The organism is Candidatus Chryseobacterium colombiense, assembly GCA_029203185.1.
Lineage (GTDB): Bacteria > Bacteroidota > Bacteroidia > Flavobacteriales > Weeksellaceae > Chryseobacterium > Chryseobacterium colombiense.
The window spans coordinates 1407998-1423413 of sequence record CP119310.1; the positions used below are offsets into that span (position 1 = coordinate 1407998).

Genomic DNA, 15416 nt, shown 5'->3' on the forward strand with positions numbered 1-15416 from the left:
TATCAGTAGTTATTAATAACCAGGGTTTTGAACAAAAAGTCCGTTACTTTGATTCATTGCATCTAAAGGAATTGGGAAAAGTTCATTTTTTCCTACCTTAAACCCTTTAGGTCCTAAATAAGTAGCTGCTTGTCCTGTTCTTACTAAATCTGGAAATCTATCCATTTCCATTGCCAACTCTACTCTTCTTTCTTGCCAGATTGCATTTCTTAGAGCAGCCTGAGTTGAAGCTGTAGTATTAGGCAATTGAGCTCTTGTTCTCACTTTATTAATATTTGTAATCGCAACCGCCGTGTTTCCTAATTCGTTTGCAGCTTCCGCATTGATTAAAAGAATATCAGCAAATCTTAAAATTCTTATATTTTGAATAGATCCATATCCACAACTGCTATTATTAAGAGCTTTTGGAACGTATACTTTCTGATTCCACATATTTCCTGCTTGAGGATCTCCTTTATGAATCAAATCTCCTTCCGGGGTTGTCTCTCCTTCTCTCAGAATCGTCAGTTCTTTTCTGATATCTCCTGGTTCAAATGCATTTTCCAACTCTGTTGTCGGAGTAAAGAACCCCCATCCAAACTGATTTCTTACTCCCTGTACTTCAGCATACTGACTTCCTGCAGATGAACCTAAAGAAGGATCACAACCACAGTTCACTTCAAATACAGATTCTGACCCAAATTCTCCAGCAGGACGGAATAAATGATTAAAATCAGGATCAAGAGAGTACCCTAAACTGATTACCTGGTTTGAAGTCTCGTACGCTTTTTGGTAGTCTTTCATATAAAGATATACCTTTGAAAGCAATCCTAAAGCACCTCCTTTAGTTACTCTTCCAAGATCTGATGCAGGATAAGTCTGAGGTAAAACTGCAGCTGCAGCAGTAAGATCTGAAACAATAAAATTATAAACTTCCGCTGCTGAGTTTCTTGCTTTTACATAATTTCCATCTGCAGGCAATCCATCATATATTGGAACTCCACCATAAATTCTTACCAAATTAAAATAGAAATAGGCTCTCAACATTCTAGCTTCAGCTACCAGTCTGTTTTTAAGATTTTCGTCCATTGCAATTTTAGGAACGTTGGTAATCACCTGATTTGCCCTGTTAACTGCCTGCCATTGACCAATCCAATATCCTCTTACCCCGTCATCACTTATGGTAAATGTAAAGTTGTCATAAGCATTGATAAATGATGCGTCTCCGGGATTAGATCCTTTTTCAACATCGTCGCCCGTCACTCCAAATACATACTGCGCAGGAAAACCCGAATTTTCCCAACTTCTTAAAAAACTGTAAATCGCACTAGTTGCCTGCATCGCATCATCCTGTGTTGTGAAGAAATTCGATGCATCAGTTCGTCCTTCATCCTTAATATCTACAAAATCATTGTTACAACTCACAATCAGTGATAATATAGAAAGTGTTAAAAATATTTTTTTCATGATCTTTTAATTAAAATGTTAAGTTCATACCAAATGTATAAATTGCAGAAATCGGATAAATATTATTATCAATTCCCATCTGTACTCTATCCGTATTTGTAATTTCTGGTGAGAAACCATGATACTTAAAGCTAGTCCACGGGTTCTGTGCACTTACATATAATCTTAGCTTTGTAATTGACAGAGCATTTGCAAAAGCTTTTGGTAAATTATACCCAACCTGAATATTTCTGATTCTGATATAACTACCATCCTCTACGTAGAAGCTGTTAGGTAAAATAATTGATTGATTAGAAGTAATCATAGAATTCGTATTGGAAGTACCCGCTCCATGCCATCTGCTATTATACATATCTAAATCCCACGTTTCATTTCCATAACGTTGTTCACGATTGTAGTTGTAAATTTTATTACCAAATACACCTTGGAAGTCAATACCAATATCAAACGAATAAACATTAAAATTAACACCAAAACCATAAGTCCCCTTAGGAATTGGACTTCCTAAGAATGTTTTATCTCTAGAATCAATAATTCCGTTACCGTCCTGATCAGCAAATTTAAACCATCCTGCTTTTGCTCCACTCTGCCCTGATGCAGCCGCTTCTGCGTCTGTTTGGAAAACACCTGCAACCTGATAGCCATAATAAGAACCAACCGCCTGACCTTCTTGTAATCTTACAATAGAATTTCCGAATAAACTAGCTCCTGTTTCCAAATATGAACCACCATATACTGATGTAATCTTGTTTTTAAGCGTCGTAAAATTACCATATACTCCAAAACTAATGTTTTCATTAATTTTTGTATTGTAATTCGCGGAAATTTCAAAACCTCTGTTATTAAAAGAATAGGCATTCGTATAAAAACTATTCCAGTTACTTGCTCCAGATACGGTTCCTTGAGTTACAGCATACACTACATTTTTAGAATCTTTATCATAATAAGCTGCATCAATTTTAAGCTTATTATTCAATAATGCCATCTCTAAACCTACATCTTTTCCAGTTGTTGTTTCCCAACCAATACTAGGATTAATGAACTCTGTGATAGTTTGAGCTGGATAGCCAACATTTCCAAAATACGCACCACTTCCAATAATAGTTGTATTTGAATTAAATTTTCTTGTTACATTAGGATTTCCTAATTCACCATAACTAGCTCTCAGTTTTAGTAAATTGAAGACGTTTTGATTACTCATAAAATCTTCTTTAGATATTACCCAACCAGCACTTATTGCAGGAAATACTTTAGCCCTGTCTACACTAATTTGAGAACTCGCATCTCGACGTATAGAGGCATTAACTAAATACTTACCTTTATAATCATAGTTAAGTCTTCCGAAGAAAGATTCAATTCTCTGCTGATCTTGCTCTACACTTAAATCTGATCTATCTACACCATCAACATGAAAAATATCTGTTCCGTTTGAAATACTTAAAGAGCCATTTGTTCCATCATACTTAACACCTCTTGAAGACCAATAATCTTGTGAAAGCGAAGTTCTTGTTCTTGAGAAACCTCCAAGAATATCAAAATTATGATTGCCAAAACTCTTTTTCCAGTTAATTGTATTATCCCAAACGTAATTTCTGTTTCTGTAATTTCTCGTAACTAAAGTCGAAGGCACCTGATTAGCAACAGGAACATAAGTAAGCGTTGGAGTATACTCATATTGACTAGGGCTATAGTTATCACTTGAATAACTGATTCTAAATGTGAAATCTTTCAAAAATTTCAATTCTCCCCAAACATTATTAAGCAATCTTTCTTCTCTTTTTTGAGAACGGTAAAGATCCAACTGTGCTCTTGGATTCACTATAGAATATCCATTAAAATACTGATAGTCTCCTGTAGCAGGATTCATTGTTGAAAATATTGGTGGAGCAATAAATGCTGTCAACAAAGGATTCTGTGCAATATCAGTACGCATTTTGGAAAAACTGAAATTATCTCCAATTGTAATATTATCAGTTATTTTATAGCTAAGATTTAATTTAGTATTAAATCTATTAAAACCACTTCCGGAATTTATTCCCTGCCCTGCAGCAAGATTTCCTTCATCCTGAAGATACCCTACACTAGCATAATAGTTCAGTTTTTTCCAACTTCCTGTTGCAGAGAAATCATTAGAGTTTATTATGCTTGTTCGTAAAATCTCTTTGTACCAATCCGTATCTGCCGGAAAATCTGCCCTTGAAATAGAACCTGCACTAGAACCATTATCATTCATCAGCTTTTCATTATACAACTCTATATACTGATCAGAATTAACCATTTTAGGTACATTCGTAACTTTTTTTATTCCTATATAAGAATTAAAACTGTAAGAAGGTTTTCCTTTTCCGGTTTTAGTTTTAATGATTACAGCTCCGTTAGCAGCCTGAGCTCCAAAAATAGCTAAAGACGAAGGATCTTTCAAAATACTCATTGATTCTATATCCTGAGAATTAAGATAAGAAATATCAGTCGTAATCATTCCATCTACAATGAATACCGTATTTCCTGTTAAAGAGCCGACACCTCTAATATCTATTCTTGGAGAACTTCCCGGGGTCCCCGAGTTCGTAATGTTTACCCCTGCCAATTTTCCTTGGATAGAACTAATTGGATTAGCATTAGGCTTGTCTGCAAGATCTTTTGCAGAAACAGTACCAATACTTCCGGTAACATTTTCTTTTTTCTGAGATCCATAACCAATGAGTACCACTTCCTCAATTTTCTGTTCCTTAGTTACAGAATCTTTTTTAGGAGCAACCTGCGCATTGACATTCATACCAAAGTATAGAACAGCAATGAGACATGAATACTTTAAATCACGTTGTTTCATATAGTTTAATTTTATTCGTACAATCAAGTCAGGATAAAAACTTTTCAGTTTTTATGGTCTTTTATGGGAAAATCTTTATTCTCAAAAAAAGACATTAGTCAAAAGTAAAAAAATATCCTAAACAATGTTAAAGTTACTTAAAAAATAATATTAAATGACATTAAATGAATAAAAAATCAAAAAAAATATTAAATAACTGAAATTGTCACAATAAAAAATAAATATAATTAAATTATTCATACCAACAAAAACCTTCAAAAATCATAAAAAACACCAAAAAACAGCTATCAATGCTTCGTTTTAAAGCTTTAAGATTTTTTTTGTGTTGGAAAGGGAATAAATACTGTTATTTTTCGTTAAATCTTTACCTTTGGTTCGGTATTTGAAACCATTAAGAATAATTATCAAGATTCATGAAAAAGTACATTATTGCCGCAAGTTTAATAATAGGAACAGGAGCCATCATATCATCGATTACTCATTCCTGCACTTCCTTAGCGACAAGCGATTTAGGATTATCGGTCATCAGAAATATTTTATTAAACGGTATCGACAAAGGAGCACAAGTCTACGGAAACAGAGAGGCTTTTCTTCAAAATAACCTTGTAGATAAAGCTTTACCTAAAGAGTTAAGAGATATTAATTCAACGCTGGAAAAAATAGCACCCTCTTTGGTAAAAAAAGAAAGAGAATATATTGCTGATGCTGCCGTATACACAGTAAACATCTCGAAACCCATTCTTCAAAATGCTGTTCACAGCTTAAATGCTCAGGATGTTACAAGAATTATTCAGGGAGAGAAAGGCACAGCAACTCTTATTTTAAAGGAAAAAACCTCCCAACAACTTATTGCTGCTATTTCTCCCAAAGTAGAGGAAGAGCTTAACAAGTACGGAATAGTAAAAACCATTAATACAGCTTTATCCGGAAGTAATCTTCTGGGAAGCCTATTAGGAGGAAATCAATCCAACGTAAATGCCGGCGGATTGAGTACATTAGCTTCAGAGCAATTGGTAAACGGAATTTTTAATATTATTGAAGATTATGAAATCCAAAACTCCAAATCGCTTTTAGGTCCGCTTGGTAAATAGGAAAAAAATTGCTATATTTATATATAACTTTATAATTGCAGATGGATATATTACAAGGAAATCAACATGCAAGCCCAGAGGATTTTTACAAATCTCTAAAGGCTAAACTGGAAGATCACCACGATTTTCCGGAAGATTATTTATTCAAATTTATCATTCCTACAGATCAGTCGAAACTTACCGAAATATACAAGGTTTTCGACGGCATTAAATTTACACTAGGGAACCGTGAAAGTAAAAACGGAAAATACACAGCCTGCAATATCAATGCATTTGTTTTAGATGCTAATCAGGTAGTTGCGATCTACCAAGAGGTTGCGAAAATAGAAGGAGTAATCTTATTATAATAAAAAGTCAGCGGAAATGCTGACTTTTATTTTTTTGATATGATAAAATTAAATTATTTATTTCCTACGAAGCTTTTCACATTTTCAAAAGGCCTTCCCATGATTGCTTCAGAACCTTTTATCAAGATAGGGCGCTGAATGAGAGACGGATTTTTTGACAAAACTTCAATCCAGGCTTCATCTGTAAGCGGCTTACCCACGAAGTTATCCGTATACAACTTATCTGTTGCCCGTATAATATAAGAAACATCTTTCCCCAGCTTCTTCAAAACTGTTTTTATTTCTAAAATACTTAAAGGATCTTTGATAATATCAATGATTTCAAACGGGATATTATTCTGCATCAAATATTCTAATGCTTGGTTTGATTTTGAACAGTTTCCGTTATGCAGAATTTTAATCATCTTTCTGTTTTATGATATTATTTTTTTTAAAACAAGCCATTCAGTTCAGCCTCTATTTTTTCTAAAATAAAGCCGAAATCTTCAGGTTTTTCAACAAAATCCAGATCATCAACTTCTATGATTAGAAGTTTTCCTTCTGTATAATTGGAAATCCATTTTTCATATTTTTGATTCAGTTTAGATAAATATTCTATACTGATGGATGCTTCATACTCCCTTCCTCTTTTATAAATCTTTTTTACCAGATTCGGAACATCGGATTTTAGATAAATCAACAGATCCGGAGCAGAAACAAAAGATTTCATCAGATTGAATACGGAAGCATAATTATTGAAATCCCTATCTGAAAGAAGATTCATATCGTTCAGGTTTTCCGCAAAAATATGAGCATCCTCATAGATCGTGCGATCCTGAATAATATTTTTTCCGCTTTCTCTGATTTCTTTTACCTGACGGAATCTACTTCCCAGAAAATAAATCTGCAAAGCAAAACTCCATTTGCTCATATCGGCATAAAAATCTTCCAAATAAGGGTTATGATCTACATCCTCAAACTGAGCATCCCAACCGTAATGTTTAGACAACATTGTAGTTAAAGTCGTTTTTCCCGCTCCAATATTTCCTGTAACTGCAATATGCATCCTTGTATCGTATTTAACTGATGATTATAAATTATCTACTCCTAATGACTGAACCTGCGAAACCTCTTCCATAAGCTTGATTAAATCCGGCTGTTCTTTTTTCTCTTTATGTTCCTCCGGATTTTCATTTTTCTTTGGAGTTGTTTCCGGTTCTGCCGGAGGTTTGGTTTCCTTGTTATTTTCAAGGGTGTAAAGATAAAGTTTGTTGGCTTTGATTTCAAAATAAGCAAGCGTGTTTTTATCCACAATTTGCGCATCAGGATCATTGAAAATCTTAACCAATTCTTTACCCGGAATATATCTTAAAATCGTATTTTTAGTGATTATTAAGATCATATCATTTTCTCTTCTGAAACGTTTCCCGTTTTCTACCTCAGCCTCAAAAAGCTTTTCAAATTTCAGACTAAATACCCTAAATTGCTTTTTGGTCAGGATATAGACCTTATTATCATATACTAAAAGATCAATAAGGTCGTCAAAATTAGCATCAAAAGGATAAGAATTGATCATCGTCTCGTTTCTGAAGTTGTATTGAATAAGACGCTTCATACTTTCGTCCATCAGCCAGATCTGCTGTAAATCTTCTGCGTAGGCATATTTTATAAAGCTGAATTTCTGCTTAAAATCTACCCGCTGTATTTCGTTTAAGTTCTGATCTACAAATTTCAGCTCCTGAGCGTTTTCAGAAAACAGAGCCACACTCAAAGGATTCTGGACATTTTGGGGTTTAAAAGGTACAGTAAGCATCATTTTTCCGATCTGCTTTCCGGTAGAATCGTATTTTGTAAAACTGAAGTCTTTATTCTTATAAATATACAGGTTACCATAATCATCAGCCAGCATATCTCCTGCTTCCTTAAGCTTAAGACTATCTAAAGGAAGAGTCTTCTGTGCAGACAATGAACAGAAAAAGAAAAATAATATAATTTGTAAAAACTTCACTCAGTTTTTTTATACGGTCAATATACTAAAAAAACACAACTCAAAAGATTGTCAAAGGTAATGGAATCATTTTTAAAATGACTATTTCAGCGGAATCATTTTATACTAATTTTTGATGGCTACTTCATAGATTACGGAACAGAATCAACAGGTTCTTTTCATTGAATTTTTAATCTTGTCCAAAAATAGGATTTTTCTATTATAAAAAAAGCGCTCCATAGGAACGCTATATTTATGTTTAGGAGATCACCGATTATTCTTTAATGGCTACCTCATATATTTTTGACCAGTTTTTACCGGTTACCAGCATATTATCTCCTTTAAAAGTAATTCCGTTTAATACATCATCACTTCCTTTTGTATTTTGTTTGGCAATTTCAGTAAAATCAAATTTTCCTATAACCTCCCCGTTTTCCGGATTGATTTTTAGGATAATAGGCTTTTGCCAAACATTTGCATAGATAAATCCATTATGATATTCCAGCTCATTCAACTGGTCGTAAGCCTGAGAGCTTCCCGCAACTGCAATATATTTTACCAATTTGGATGGATCGTTCGGATTTAAAAAATACAATAGCTTACTTCCGTCCGAAGCGATCAGATTTTTACCGTCATACGTCAATCCCCAACCCTCTCCAAATACATTCGGATATGCAAATTCTTTTAATAATTTTAAAGAGCTTTTATCGTAAATATATCCTTTTTTACTTTGCCAGGTCAACTGATATACTTTATCTCCTACAATGGTACTTCCTTCAGAAAAGTCTTCCTGAGGCTGTTTTGTGGAAGCAAGGGGCGTTGTCGTTCCCAACGTATACTTCAGAATTTGTGAAGATCCGTTCTGCCCGTCACTTTCATAAATTGTATTTCCTTCAATCTGGAAACCCTGTACGAAGTTTTTAGGATCATGAGGATATTCCGCTACGATTTGATAGGCAATATTTTTTTCAGGACTTTTCGCAAAGACATTAATGGTAGCATCCTGGTTCAAAGTTTCTCCTCCTTTTGTTTTTATATTGAAAGTAACAGCATTATCTCCTAATGTAAAAAATTTAGGATCTACTGTTAAATCTGTAGTTTCTTTATCTCCGAAACTTACAGTGATACTTTCTGCATTATCCGTCACTTCTTTAGGAAGGTTCAGCTTATCTCCAAAATGATATCCTTTTGCTTCCATAGAATTGTTATAATCACTTAAAGTACTTAAGATCTTTTCATCTTTATTACATGAAGCCAATAACAAAATTGCAGCAAAACCTGCTATGATATTCTTTTTCATTGAATTTCTAAATATTTCCCCAAAAATAGCAAAATTTATTCCTCCTTGCTAATTTCATCAATATGTTGACCAAATTGTAATATATATCCGTTATTGTCATATACTGCAAACTCTCTCATTTCCCAGTCGAAAGTCTCAATTTCGTAGCAGACTTTTGCTTTTGTTTTCAAATCTTCCCAAAGCTCATCCACATGATCTACAGTAAAATAAAATGAGCCTGTAAAGCCTATTCCTTTAAAATCTTCATGCTGATTCGGTTTCGTAAGCATAATTTCTATTCCGTCTTTCTCCAGGGAAGCCCATTGCCAGTCATCATTTCTTTCCTGCAATGTAAATCCCAGGACGTGAATATAAAAACCAATAGTATCCTCCAGGTTTTCTGTCCATAAAATAGGACGAAGTGATTTATATTTTGACATATTTTTAGTTTTCCAGATAAGATTTTAAACTTTGCTTCAGAATTCCATTCCAGCCATCTGCAAAAGCTTCTCTGGAAAAGTTTACTCCCAATTCCTTCAAATGATCAATATCATCATGAATAAGTGTGACCGATGTTTCTTCTCCTTGTTGATTCAGTTCCCAGGTTACAGTAGTTATTCCGTCCGACAGTTCCGGATAAGACCAGGTATGTTTAAGCTTTTTATGAGGAATGATTTCCAATATTTCTCCCTGGTGATGATATTTCCTTTCTTCCCCGGGTTCATAGAAATTAAAGATTTTTCCTATTTCCGGTTCAAAATCGGGAATATCAAAATACCAGAATTTCATTTCCTGTTTATCGGTCAAAGCCTTCCAGACTTTTTCAACCGGAGCTTTTATATTGTACTGAACTATAATTGGAATACTCATTATAATCTTATTGAATAGAGGTTCTTATTTTAGTTTATCCATGAGAAAAACCTGTGATTTTAGCCTCATCGAAATCAAGCTGCATTTCAATGGTTCTCATGACATGATCGTCAAATATTTTTTCACGTTTCAGGCGGTGAAGCTCGTTTCTCTGAGCCTGAATAATCTGTCTCATTACATCTTTATTTTCATTCATCGCCGTTACATAATCTCCTGTTGTTGCCATACATTGTGCTTTATCTGCCATCATCATCATTTCATTTTCCAGTTTATGTTTCTGATGTTGTACCAAACTGTTTTTTTTGGCCAGTTCCAAAAAGTCATTATCAAGTTTATGCAAAGCCGTTTCTTTTAATTTTCTCATTAAAATTACTTCCTGCTTTTCTTCAGGCAGCTCGCTTCCCGCGTCACTTATTTTTAAAAACTTTAAAATCGGTGTAAGAAGTAATCCTTGTCCAACCAAAGTAATCAAAATAATCACAAAAGTGACAAACAAAATGATGTTTCGGTGTGGAAAAGCTTCTCCATTAGGTAAAAATGCCGGAATTGATAATGCTGCGGCTAAAGAAACCACTCCTCTCATTGCCGCAAAACTGATAATAAATGGTTCACGCCAGTCGGGTTTCGGAGCTTTCAGCCTAAATTCTTTTGAACAAAGTCTCGGGAAATACATAATTGCATAGCTGTACAGGATTCTGGTAAGGATGATGGCCCCACCGATAACAATACTATAGAAAATCCCTTCAGAAATGGTATAATCCTGCATCCCGGCAACTACAACAGGCAACTCCAACCCGATAAGGATAAAAATAATGGTATTCATTAAAAAGATAAGGACACTCCACACATTTCCTGACTGAATCCTGGAAGTATGACTCAGGTAGCAATGAGAATTATAAGACATCAATAATCCTCCTGCAACCACAGAAAGTACTCCGGAAAAATGAAAATGTTCCGCTCCCACATACATAATGTAAGGAACAATTAAAGTAATAATGGTATCAATATTTGAATTGGAGGGAATAATTCTCAGTAAAGCTCCGAAAAGCAATCCCGATCCTACTCCAATCGCAATTCCTCCAATTGCCATTGTGAAAAAGTCTTTTACCGCTTCTCCAAAAATGAATTGTCCGGAAACCACAGCTGCTAAAGCAAATTTGAATACTATTAAACTGGATGCATCATTAATTAAGCTTTCTCCTTCCAGAATACTGGTAATTTTTTTGGGGATTTTCATGTGCTTTAATACAGAAGTTGCAGCCACAGCATCCGGCGGAGAATTGACTCCTCCCAACAAAAATCCCATTGCAACAGTAAGTCCTGGAATAATTGATGATGACAAATAAGCGACAACAATGGAAGTTAAAAAAACCAGGCCGAAAGCCATAGAAAATATCTGTTTTCTCCATTTATGAAAATCCTGCCATGAAGTAAACCAGGCAGCTTCAAATAAAATAGGAGGAAGGAAAATCAGAAATACCAAATCGGGTTCTATTTCAATATGGGGCATTCCGGGAATAAGGCTTATTAAAAGCCCTGCAATGACCAGAAATATAGGATAGGCGACTTTCAGCTTCTGCCCTATCATTACCAATATCATCACAGACAACAATACCGCGATTGATAGTATGACATAATTGTGAATCATTTATATTATATTTTATGAAATTAATATTTTTCTAATTCTTTTTTCGAAATCTATTAGTCTTTCGTAAACGGAATATTATTATAAAAACCGATCTGAATCTGCCCTCTGTTTCGGGTTTCCTGAATCTGATTCATATATCCTGCTTCTATTCTCATATTTTTATTAATAACATATCCTAAAGCTCCATACACACGGTTCCTGTCAAAGGTAGGGCTATTAAAATGCAAAAAGATTTCATTATATACAGATCCATAAAAAGTTTTCGGAATCATTTCTTTATTATTAATCGGAATATTTAATCCTAACAGATATCGAAACCTCATCCTGAAATCATCCTGTAAAAAACGTTCTTCTAAACGGTAACGGTGCTGAATATTAAAGCGGCCAAATTTCTGCTTTGTAATAAACTGCTGAAAAATACGGTGTTCTATGTTTTCTGTTTTCTCTCCGTTTACATAAGGCTGGCTTAGTATAAAACCATATCCTAATAAAATGTTGTTATTATTTTCTGTTAAATCATATCCTATTCCCGTACGGATTAAAAGTTGCTCCAAATCTCCAACAGCATCAAAATTTCTATATTGAATTTCATTATGCAGGTTCAGCTTTTTACTTATCTTGTTGTTTCCAAAATACATATACCAAGCTCCCAGATCATTTTTTTGAGCAGATAATCCTATACTTCCGAACAGACCAACGCTTATCGCCAATATTTTAAAAATCTTCATTCCGTTTATTTTTCAATTATTAAAATCTATCAAATTAATTAAATTCAATATTAATTATCAATAATAAGAAAAATATATTTTTTATGAAAGTTTTCCTATCTGTTTAAAATCAGTCAGAAAACTTTATATTCAAATTTAAAGATTTTTGGAATGCAGTGTATAAAAAACGAAAACCGACAGCTAGTGACTATCGGTTTATTATATTTTAATTTTCAGTTTTATATTATGGGTGCTGCTGCATTTTTGCAGGATCATCATAATTTACCATCCAGTTGATTCCGAATTTATCAGTAAACATTCCGAAATACGCTCCCCAAAATGTATCTGCCATTGGCATGGTCACCATTCCACCCTCTGATAATCCAGCGAATAATTTATCGGCTTCTTCTTTAGACTCTGCATTGATGGAGATGGAGAAGTTATTCCCTGCTTTATAATGAGAAGCCCATTCTCCGCCGGTATCACTTCCCATTAAAATTGTTTCTTTAGAGATCGGAAGAGAAACGTGCATAATTTTATTTTTTTCTTCTTCAGGTATTTCTTTACCTTCTTCTGAAGGCATTTCGCCGAAAGTTCCTATATAAGGATATTCCCCGCCGAAAACAGATTTATAGAAATCGAATGCTTCCTTACAGTTTCCATTAAATGTTAAATAAACGTTTACTGACGCCATAATGTATTTTTTTAGTTAGTTAGATTTGTATTTAAGTTAGTTTCAAAGTTTCTTCTTTACCTATCTGTGCTGATCGATCAAAATCATATTTCCATCAGGATCTTTAAGGAAGATATGTTCCGGACCTTGTGTGGTTTCGTCGGCTTCTTTACTCAATTCTATACCCTGACTTTTTAAATGTTTCTGAATATCCCGAACATCATCAAAAACCTCCAGATTCTGCGCGTTTTGATCCCATCCCGGATTAAAAGTCAGCATATTGCCATCAAACATTGCTTGGAAAAGACCGATCAAATGATCTCCGTTTTTCATGATCAGATAATTATGTTCCATACTTCCGCCCATTGAACTGAAACCCAGTTTTTCATAAAATTCTTTTGATTTTTGTAAGTCTTTTACACTTAAACTTACTGAAAATGCTCCTAATTTCATCCTTTATTTTTTATTTAAAGCTAATTTATATCCTACTAAAACCAGTCCCCAAACAGCTATTCCCAATACCCAGAACCAAACCGGAGTTGGTAAAACCAACATATTGTAAATAGTGAAAAAGAGAAAGATACCTCCACAAACGATAGCCGCCGCCGGTTTGTTATTATTAGCCACTTTTGTTGCAACGAATCCTGAAAGCAATGCTCCTAAAGCATACCCTAGAATGACAATAAATTTGCCCATAAAAGGCAGGTTTTCAACATAGGCTTTAAACCCCTCAATATCATCGGGTTTCAAATCTGCAGGAAAAGGATACAGTGAATGTCCCAGTCTTTCCATTAGCCAAATACCTATAGAACCAACTATAATTCCGGCTATTACAGCTAAAAACTGTTTTAACATGATTATTGATTTTTTAATCGGGTTTTAAAATCTAAACTTCCGTCGTAACTTTTCCAGTCACCAATCAATTCAATATATTGTCCTTCAATTTTTTCGGTTATTTTATTCCATTTAAAATTATAGACAAACTTACCCGTGAAAAGTCCGGAATGCTTTCCTTTGTTTTCTTCTGCCAGTTCGTAAGTTCCGTACACGGTTCCGCTTTTTTTATTGTCTTTGTATTTGGTGATGGTAAATTTCCCTTCAAATTTAGCATATACATTATCTACAAGAGAATATCCGGAAACGAAATATTCCTGGTCATTTTTTTTATTTTGCTCCGAAATATTGATCTTCAGTTTCAGAACCTCTTTATCTTTTCCGATTGTTCCAAGATACGGCTTACTGTTATTCAGCCAGACCGATGAAATATCCGGCATCTGGGCAAAGAAAAAGTTGGAAACAAGAATGAGGAATAATAAAGCTTTTTTCATGTGTTCTTAAATATTAGGTTGATATAATTTATGCATCCTCAAAACAGTATGATTTACACACCAAATTGCGCTAAATGATGATTGAGGTGTTTTGCAAACATATTGTTCCATTCCTGAGAAGTCAACTTACCAAAAGAATGAGATTCTTTTCCGTCGAAAGCGGATGCTCCCAGTTGTTGGGTTTTCTGGATAAAACCAATTAACCTCTTTTTTTCCTCTTCAAAGTTTTTTCGTCCTGTAATAATAAACTGCGGTGCTGTAGGAGAATCTCTAGGATAAGATTTTTCACCTACCACTTTAGGCTTCACGAATCTTTTTAATATAAATTTAGCAATAGCTCCCGGTTTTTTATGTTTTTCAGGTTCATAAACCATTTCATAAGACACACAACAATGCGCCAACATTTGATCAACCGTCATTCTTCCCCAATGACCATGAGTGTCCTCTACAAGGTTATTAATCCTATCAATGTAATTCTGAGCATCTTTGATATCAAATACGTTTTCCATAGTCCATATAATTGTTGAAAAACAAATATATCAAGTTTTTCTGATGCTTCCATATTATTTTTAACTACAGAAACATTATTAATAAAAAAACCTCACAAAATTTGTAAGGTTTTTATTTATAGATTATCATTTATTTTTGAATCGCTTTCTTCATTACATCAGGTCGAAGAACTCTGTAACGGACTTCCATATCTTTCGGAATATAGAAAACCAATGGCAATTTACTGTTATATCTTACGGTTTCAGGTTGAAGATAAACAAACTTTTTGGTCAGTTTTTGATCCGGACAAGCCATTAGTGTTCCGCCAGTTTCTCCTTTTGATTCTACTCCATAATAATTGTATCCCCAACCCTGAAGATCCTGATTATTTACTTTTCCGATCAGAAAATGCTTGTTACAGTCTAACATTTTTTCCATTCCAACAAAAAACTCCACTTTTAGATCACCTTCATTTTTTGCAACAGGAAGCTGGATATAAACTTGCTTAAATCCTTCTTTTGCTTTCGGGAACATTTCAATCTGTAATTTCTCAAACTTTTCAACTTTCTTCTGAGCGAAAATATTCGTTCCGGCAACCATCATTAATCCTAAAATAATTGTTTTTGAAAATTTCATAAATTTTGTATTTTATTTTTTATAATTCTTTAAATTCAAAAACCGTTCCAAAAATTAAACAATTGTTTAATTTTAAATATATCCGCAGTGAAATCTATAAAATAAC

18 protein-coding genes are annotated in these 15416 nt (G+C 34.0%); 2 read left to right on the forward strand and 16 right to left on the reverse strand.

The window, feature by feature from the left end; genetic code table 11:
* Positions 1-12: 12 nt before the first annotated feature.
* Together P0Y62_06145 and P0Y62_06150 are read right to left on the reverse strand one after the other, a co-directional pair.
* Positions 13-1446, reverse strand: a complete 1434-nt coding sequence (locus P0Y62_06145; GenBank protein ID WEK71134.1) for a RagB/SusD family nutrient uptake outer membrane protein — start codon at positions 1444-1446, stop codon at positions 13-15.
* A 10-nt stretch (positions 1447-1456) separates the two neighbouring features.
* Positions 1457-4276, reverse strand: a complete 2820-nt coding sequence (locus P0Y62_06150) for a SusC/RagA family TonB-linked outer membrane protein (GenBank protein ID WEK71135.1) — start codon at positions 4274-4276, stop codon at positions 1457-1459.
* A 413-nt stretch (positions 4277-4689) separates the two neighbouring features.
* Here P0Y62_06150 and P0Y62_06155 point away from each other — a divergent pair, with 413 nt between their 5' ends.
* A complete protein-coding gene (locus tag P0Y62_06155) occupies positions 4690-5367 on the forward strand; it encodes a DUF4197 family protein (protein WEK71136.1) in 678 nt (225 codons plus the stop codon).
* Between the two features lie 41 nt (positions 5368-5408).
* Entirely contained in the window at positions 5409-5714 is a 306-nt protein-coding gene (locus P0Y62_06160) for a DUF493 family protein (protein WEK71137.1), read from the forward strand.
* Positions 5715-5767: 53 nt separating this feature from the next.
* Here the strand turns inward: P0Y62_06160 and P0Y62_06165 are convergent, their stop codons facing one another.
* The 14 genes from P0Y62_06165 to P0Y62_06230 all read right to left on the reverse strand — a co-directional run bounded on the left by P0Y62_06165 (position 5768) and on the right by P0Y62_06230 (position 15310).
* Positions 5768-6118, reverse strand: a complete 351-nt coding sequence (locus P0Y62_06165; protein WEK71138.1) for an arsenate reductase (glutaredoxin) — start codon at positions 6116-6118, stop codon at positions 5768-5770.
* Between the two features lie 26 nt (positions 6119-6144).
* Positions 6145-6759: a deoxynucleoside kinase gene (locus P0Y62_06170; protein ID WEK71139.1), complete on the reverse strand. Its 615-nt coding sequence runs from the start codon at positions 6757-6759 to the stop codon at positions 6145-6147.
* A 24-nt stretch (positions 6760-6783) separates the two neighbouring features.
* Entirely contained in the window at positions 6784-7701 is a 918-nt protein-coding gene (locus P0Y62_06175) for a hypothetical protein (protein WEK71140.1), read from the reverse strand.
* 253 nt (positions 7702-7954) lie between these two features.
* Positions 7955-8980: a glutaminyl-peptide cyclotransferase gene (locus P0Y62_06180; protein WEK71141.1), complete on the reverse strand. Its 1026-nt coding sequence runs from the start codon at positions 8978-8980 to the stop codon at positions 7955-7957.
* Positions 8981-9015: 35 nt separating this feature from the next.
* Positions 9016-9399, reverse strand: coding sequence for a VOC family protein (locus tag P0Y62_06185; GenBank protein ID WEK71142.1), 384 nt, complete (start codon positions 9397-9399; stop codon positions 9016-9018).
* A 4-nt stretch (positions 9400-9403) separates the two neighbouring features.
* Positions 9404-9829, reverse strand: coding sequence for an SRPBCC domain-containing protein (locus P0Y62_06190; GenBank protein WEK71143.1), 426 nt, complete (start codon positions 9827-9829; stop codon positions 9404-9406).
* Positions 9830-9863: 34 nt separating this feature from the next.
* A complete protein-coding gene (locus P0Y62_06195) occupies positions 9864-11477 on the reverse strand; it encodes a Na+/H+ antiporter (GenBank protein ID WEK71144.1) in 1614 nt (537 codons plus the stop codon).
* Between the two features lie 53 nt (positions 11478-11530).
* Positions 11531-12205 (reverse strand): DUF2490 domain-containing protein, encoded by a 675-nt coding sequence (locus P0Y62_06200; protein WEK71145.1) that lies wholly within the window; start codon positions 12203-12205, stop codon positions 11531-11533.
* 223 nt (positions 12206-12428) lie between these two features.
* Positions 12429-12878: a VOC family protein gene (locus tag P0Y62_06205; protein ID WEK71146.1), complete on the reverse strand. Its 450-nt coding sequence runs from the start codon at positions 12876-12878 to the stop codon at positions 12429-12431.
* A 60-nt stretch (positions 12879-12938) separates the two neighbouring features.
* Positions 12939-13310, reverse strand: a complete 372-nt coding sequence (locus tag P0Y62_06210) for a VOC family protein (GenBank protein WEK71147.1) — start codon at positions 13308-13310, stop codon at positions 12939-12941.
* 3 nt (positions 13311-13313) lie between these two features.
* The gene (locus tag P0Y62_06215) at positions 13314-13712 is read right to left on the reverse strand and encodes a hypothetical protein (GenBank protein WEK71148.1); all 399 of its coding nucleotides are present in this window, start codon (positions 13710-13712) and stop codon (positions 13314-13316) included.
* 2 nt (positions 13713-13714) lie between these two features.
* Positions 13715-14185: a hypothetical protein gene (locus P0Y62_06220; protein WEK71149.1), complete on the reverse strand. Its 471-nt coding sequence runs from the start codon at positions 14183-14185 to the stop codon at positions 13715-13717.
* A gap of 53 nt (positions 14186-14238) precedes the next feature.
* Positions 14239-14694, reverse strand: a complete 456-nt coding sequence (locus P0Y62_06225; protein WEK71150.1) for a DUF1569 domain-containing protein — start codon at positions 14692-14694, stop codon at positions 14239-14241.
* Between the two features lie 130 nt (positions 14695-14824).
* The gene (locus P0Y62_06230; GenBank protein WEK71151.1) at positions 14825-15310 is read right to left on the reverse strand and encodes an ecotin family protein; all 486 of its coding nucleotides are present in this window, start codon (positions 15308-15310) and stop codon (positions 14825-14827) included.
* Positions 15311-15416: the final 106 nt, after the last annotated feature.

What these genes read in the sequence shown, in the direction of transcription:
- P0Y62_06145 (WEK71134.1), bottom strand. Translation starts at nt 1,446, where the DNA reads ATGAAAAAAATATTTTTAACACTTTCTATATTATCACTGATTGTGAGT.
- P0Y62_06150 (WEK71135.1), bottom strand. Translation starts at nt 4,276, where the DNA reads ATGAAACAACGTGATTTAAAGTATTCATGTCTCATTGCTGTTCTATAC.
- P0Y62_06155 (WEK71136.1), top strand. Translation starts at nt 4,690, where the DNA reads ATGAAAAAGTACATTATTGCCGCAAGTTTAATAATAGGAACAGGAGCC.
- P0Y62_06160 (WEK71137.1), top strand. Translation starts at nt 5,409, where the DNA reads ATGGATATATTACAAGGAAATCAACATGCAAGCCCAGAGGATTTTTAC.
- P0Y62_06165 (WEK71138.1), bottom strand. Translation starts at nt 6,118, where the DNA reads ATGATTAAAATTCTGCATAACGGAAACTGTTCAAAATCAAACCAAGCA.
- P0Y62_06170 (WEK71139.1), bottom strand. Translation starts at nt 6,759, where the DNA reads ATGCATATTGCAGTTACAGGAAATATTGGAGCGGGAAAAACGACTTTA.
- P0Y62_06180 (WEK71141.1), bottom strand. Translation starts at nt 8,980, where the DNA reads ATGAAAAAGAATATCATAGCAGGTTTTGCTGCAATTTTGTTATTGGCT.
- P0Y62_06185 (WEK71142.1), bottom strand. Translation starts at nt 9,399, where the DNA reads ATGTCAAAATATAAATCACTTCGTCCTATTTTATGGACAGAAAACCTG.
- P0Y62_06190 (WEK71143.1), bottom strand. Translation starts at nt 9,829, where the DNA reads ATGAGTATTCCAATTATAGTTCAGTACAATATAAAAGCTCCGGTTGAA.
- P0Y62_06195 (WEK71144.1), bottom strand. Translation starts at nt 11,477, where the DNA reads ATGATTCACAATTATGTCATACTATCAATCGCGGTATTGTTGTCTGTG.
- P0Y62_06200 (WEK71145.1), bottom strand. Translation starts at nt 12,205, where the DNA reads ATGAAGATTTTTAAAATATTGGCGATAAGCGTTGGTCTGTTCGGAAGT.
- P0Y62_06205 (WEK71146.1), bottom strand. Translation starts at nt 12,878, where the DNA reads ATGGCGTCAGTAAACGTTTATTTAACATTTAATGGAAACTGTAAGGAA.
- P0Y62_06210 (WEK71147.1), bottom strand. Translation starts at nt 13,310, where the DNA reads ATGAAATTAGGAGCATTTTCAGTAAGTTTAAGTGTAAAAGACTTACAA.
- P0Y62_06215 (WEK71148.1), bottom strand. Translation starts at nt 13,712, where the DNA reads ATGTTAAAACAGTTTTTAGCTGTAATAGCCGGAATTATAGTTGGTTCT.
- P0Y62_06220 (WEK71149.1), bottom strand. Translation starts at nt 14,185, where the DNA reads ATGAAAAAAGCTTTATTATTCCTCATTCTTGTTTCCAACTTTTTCTTT.
- P0Y62_06225 (WEK71150.1), bottom strand. Translation starts at nt 14,694, where the DNA reads ATGGAAAACGTATTTGATATCAAAGATGCTCAGAATTACATTGATAGG.
- P0Y62_06230 (WEK71151.1), bottom strand. Translation starts at nt 15,310, where the DNA reads ATGAAATTTTCAAAAACAATTATTTTAGGATTAATGATGGTTGCCGGA.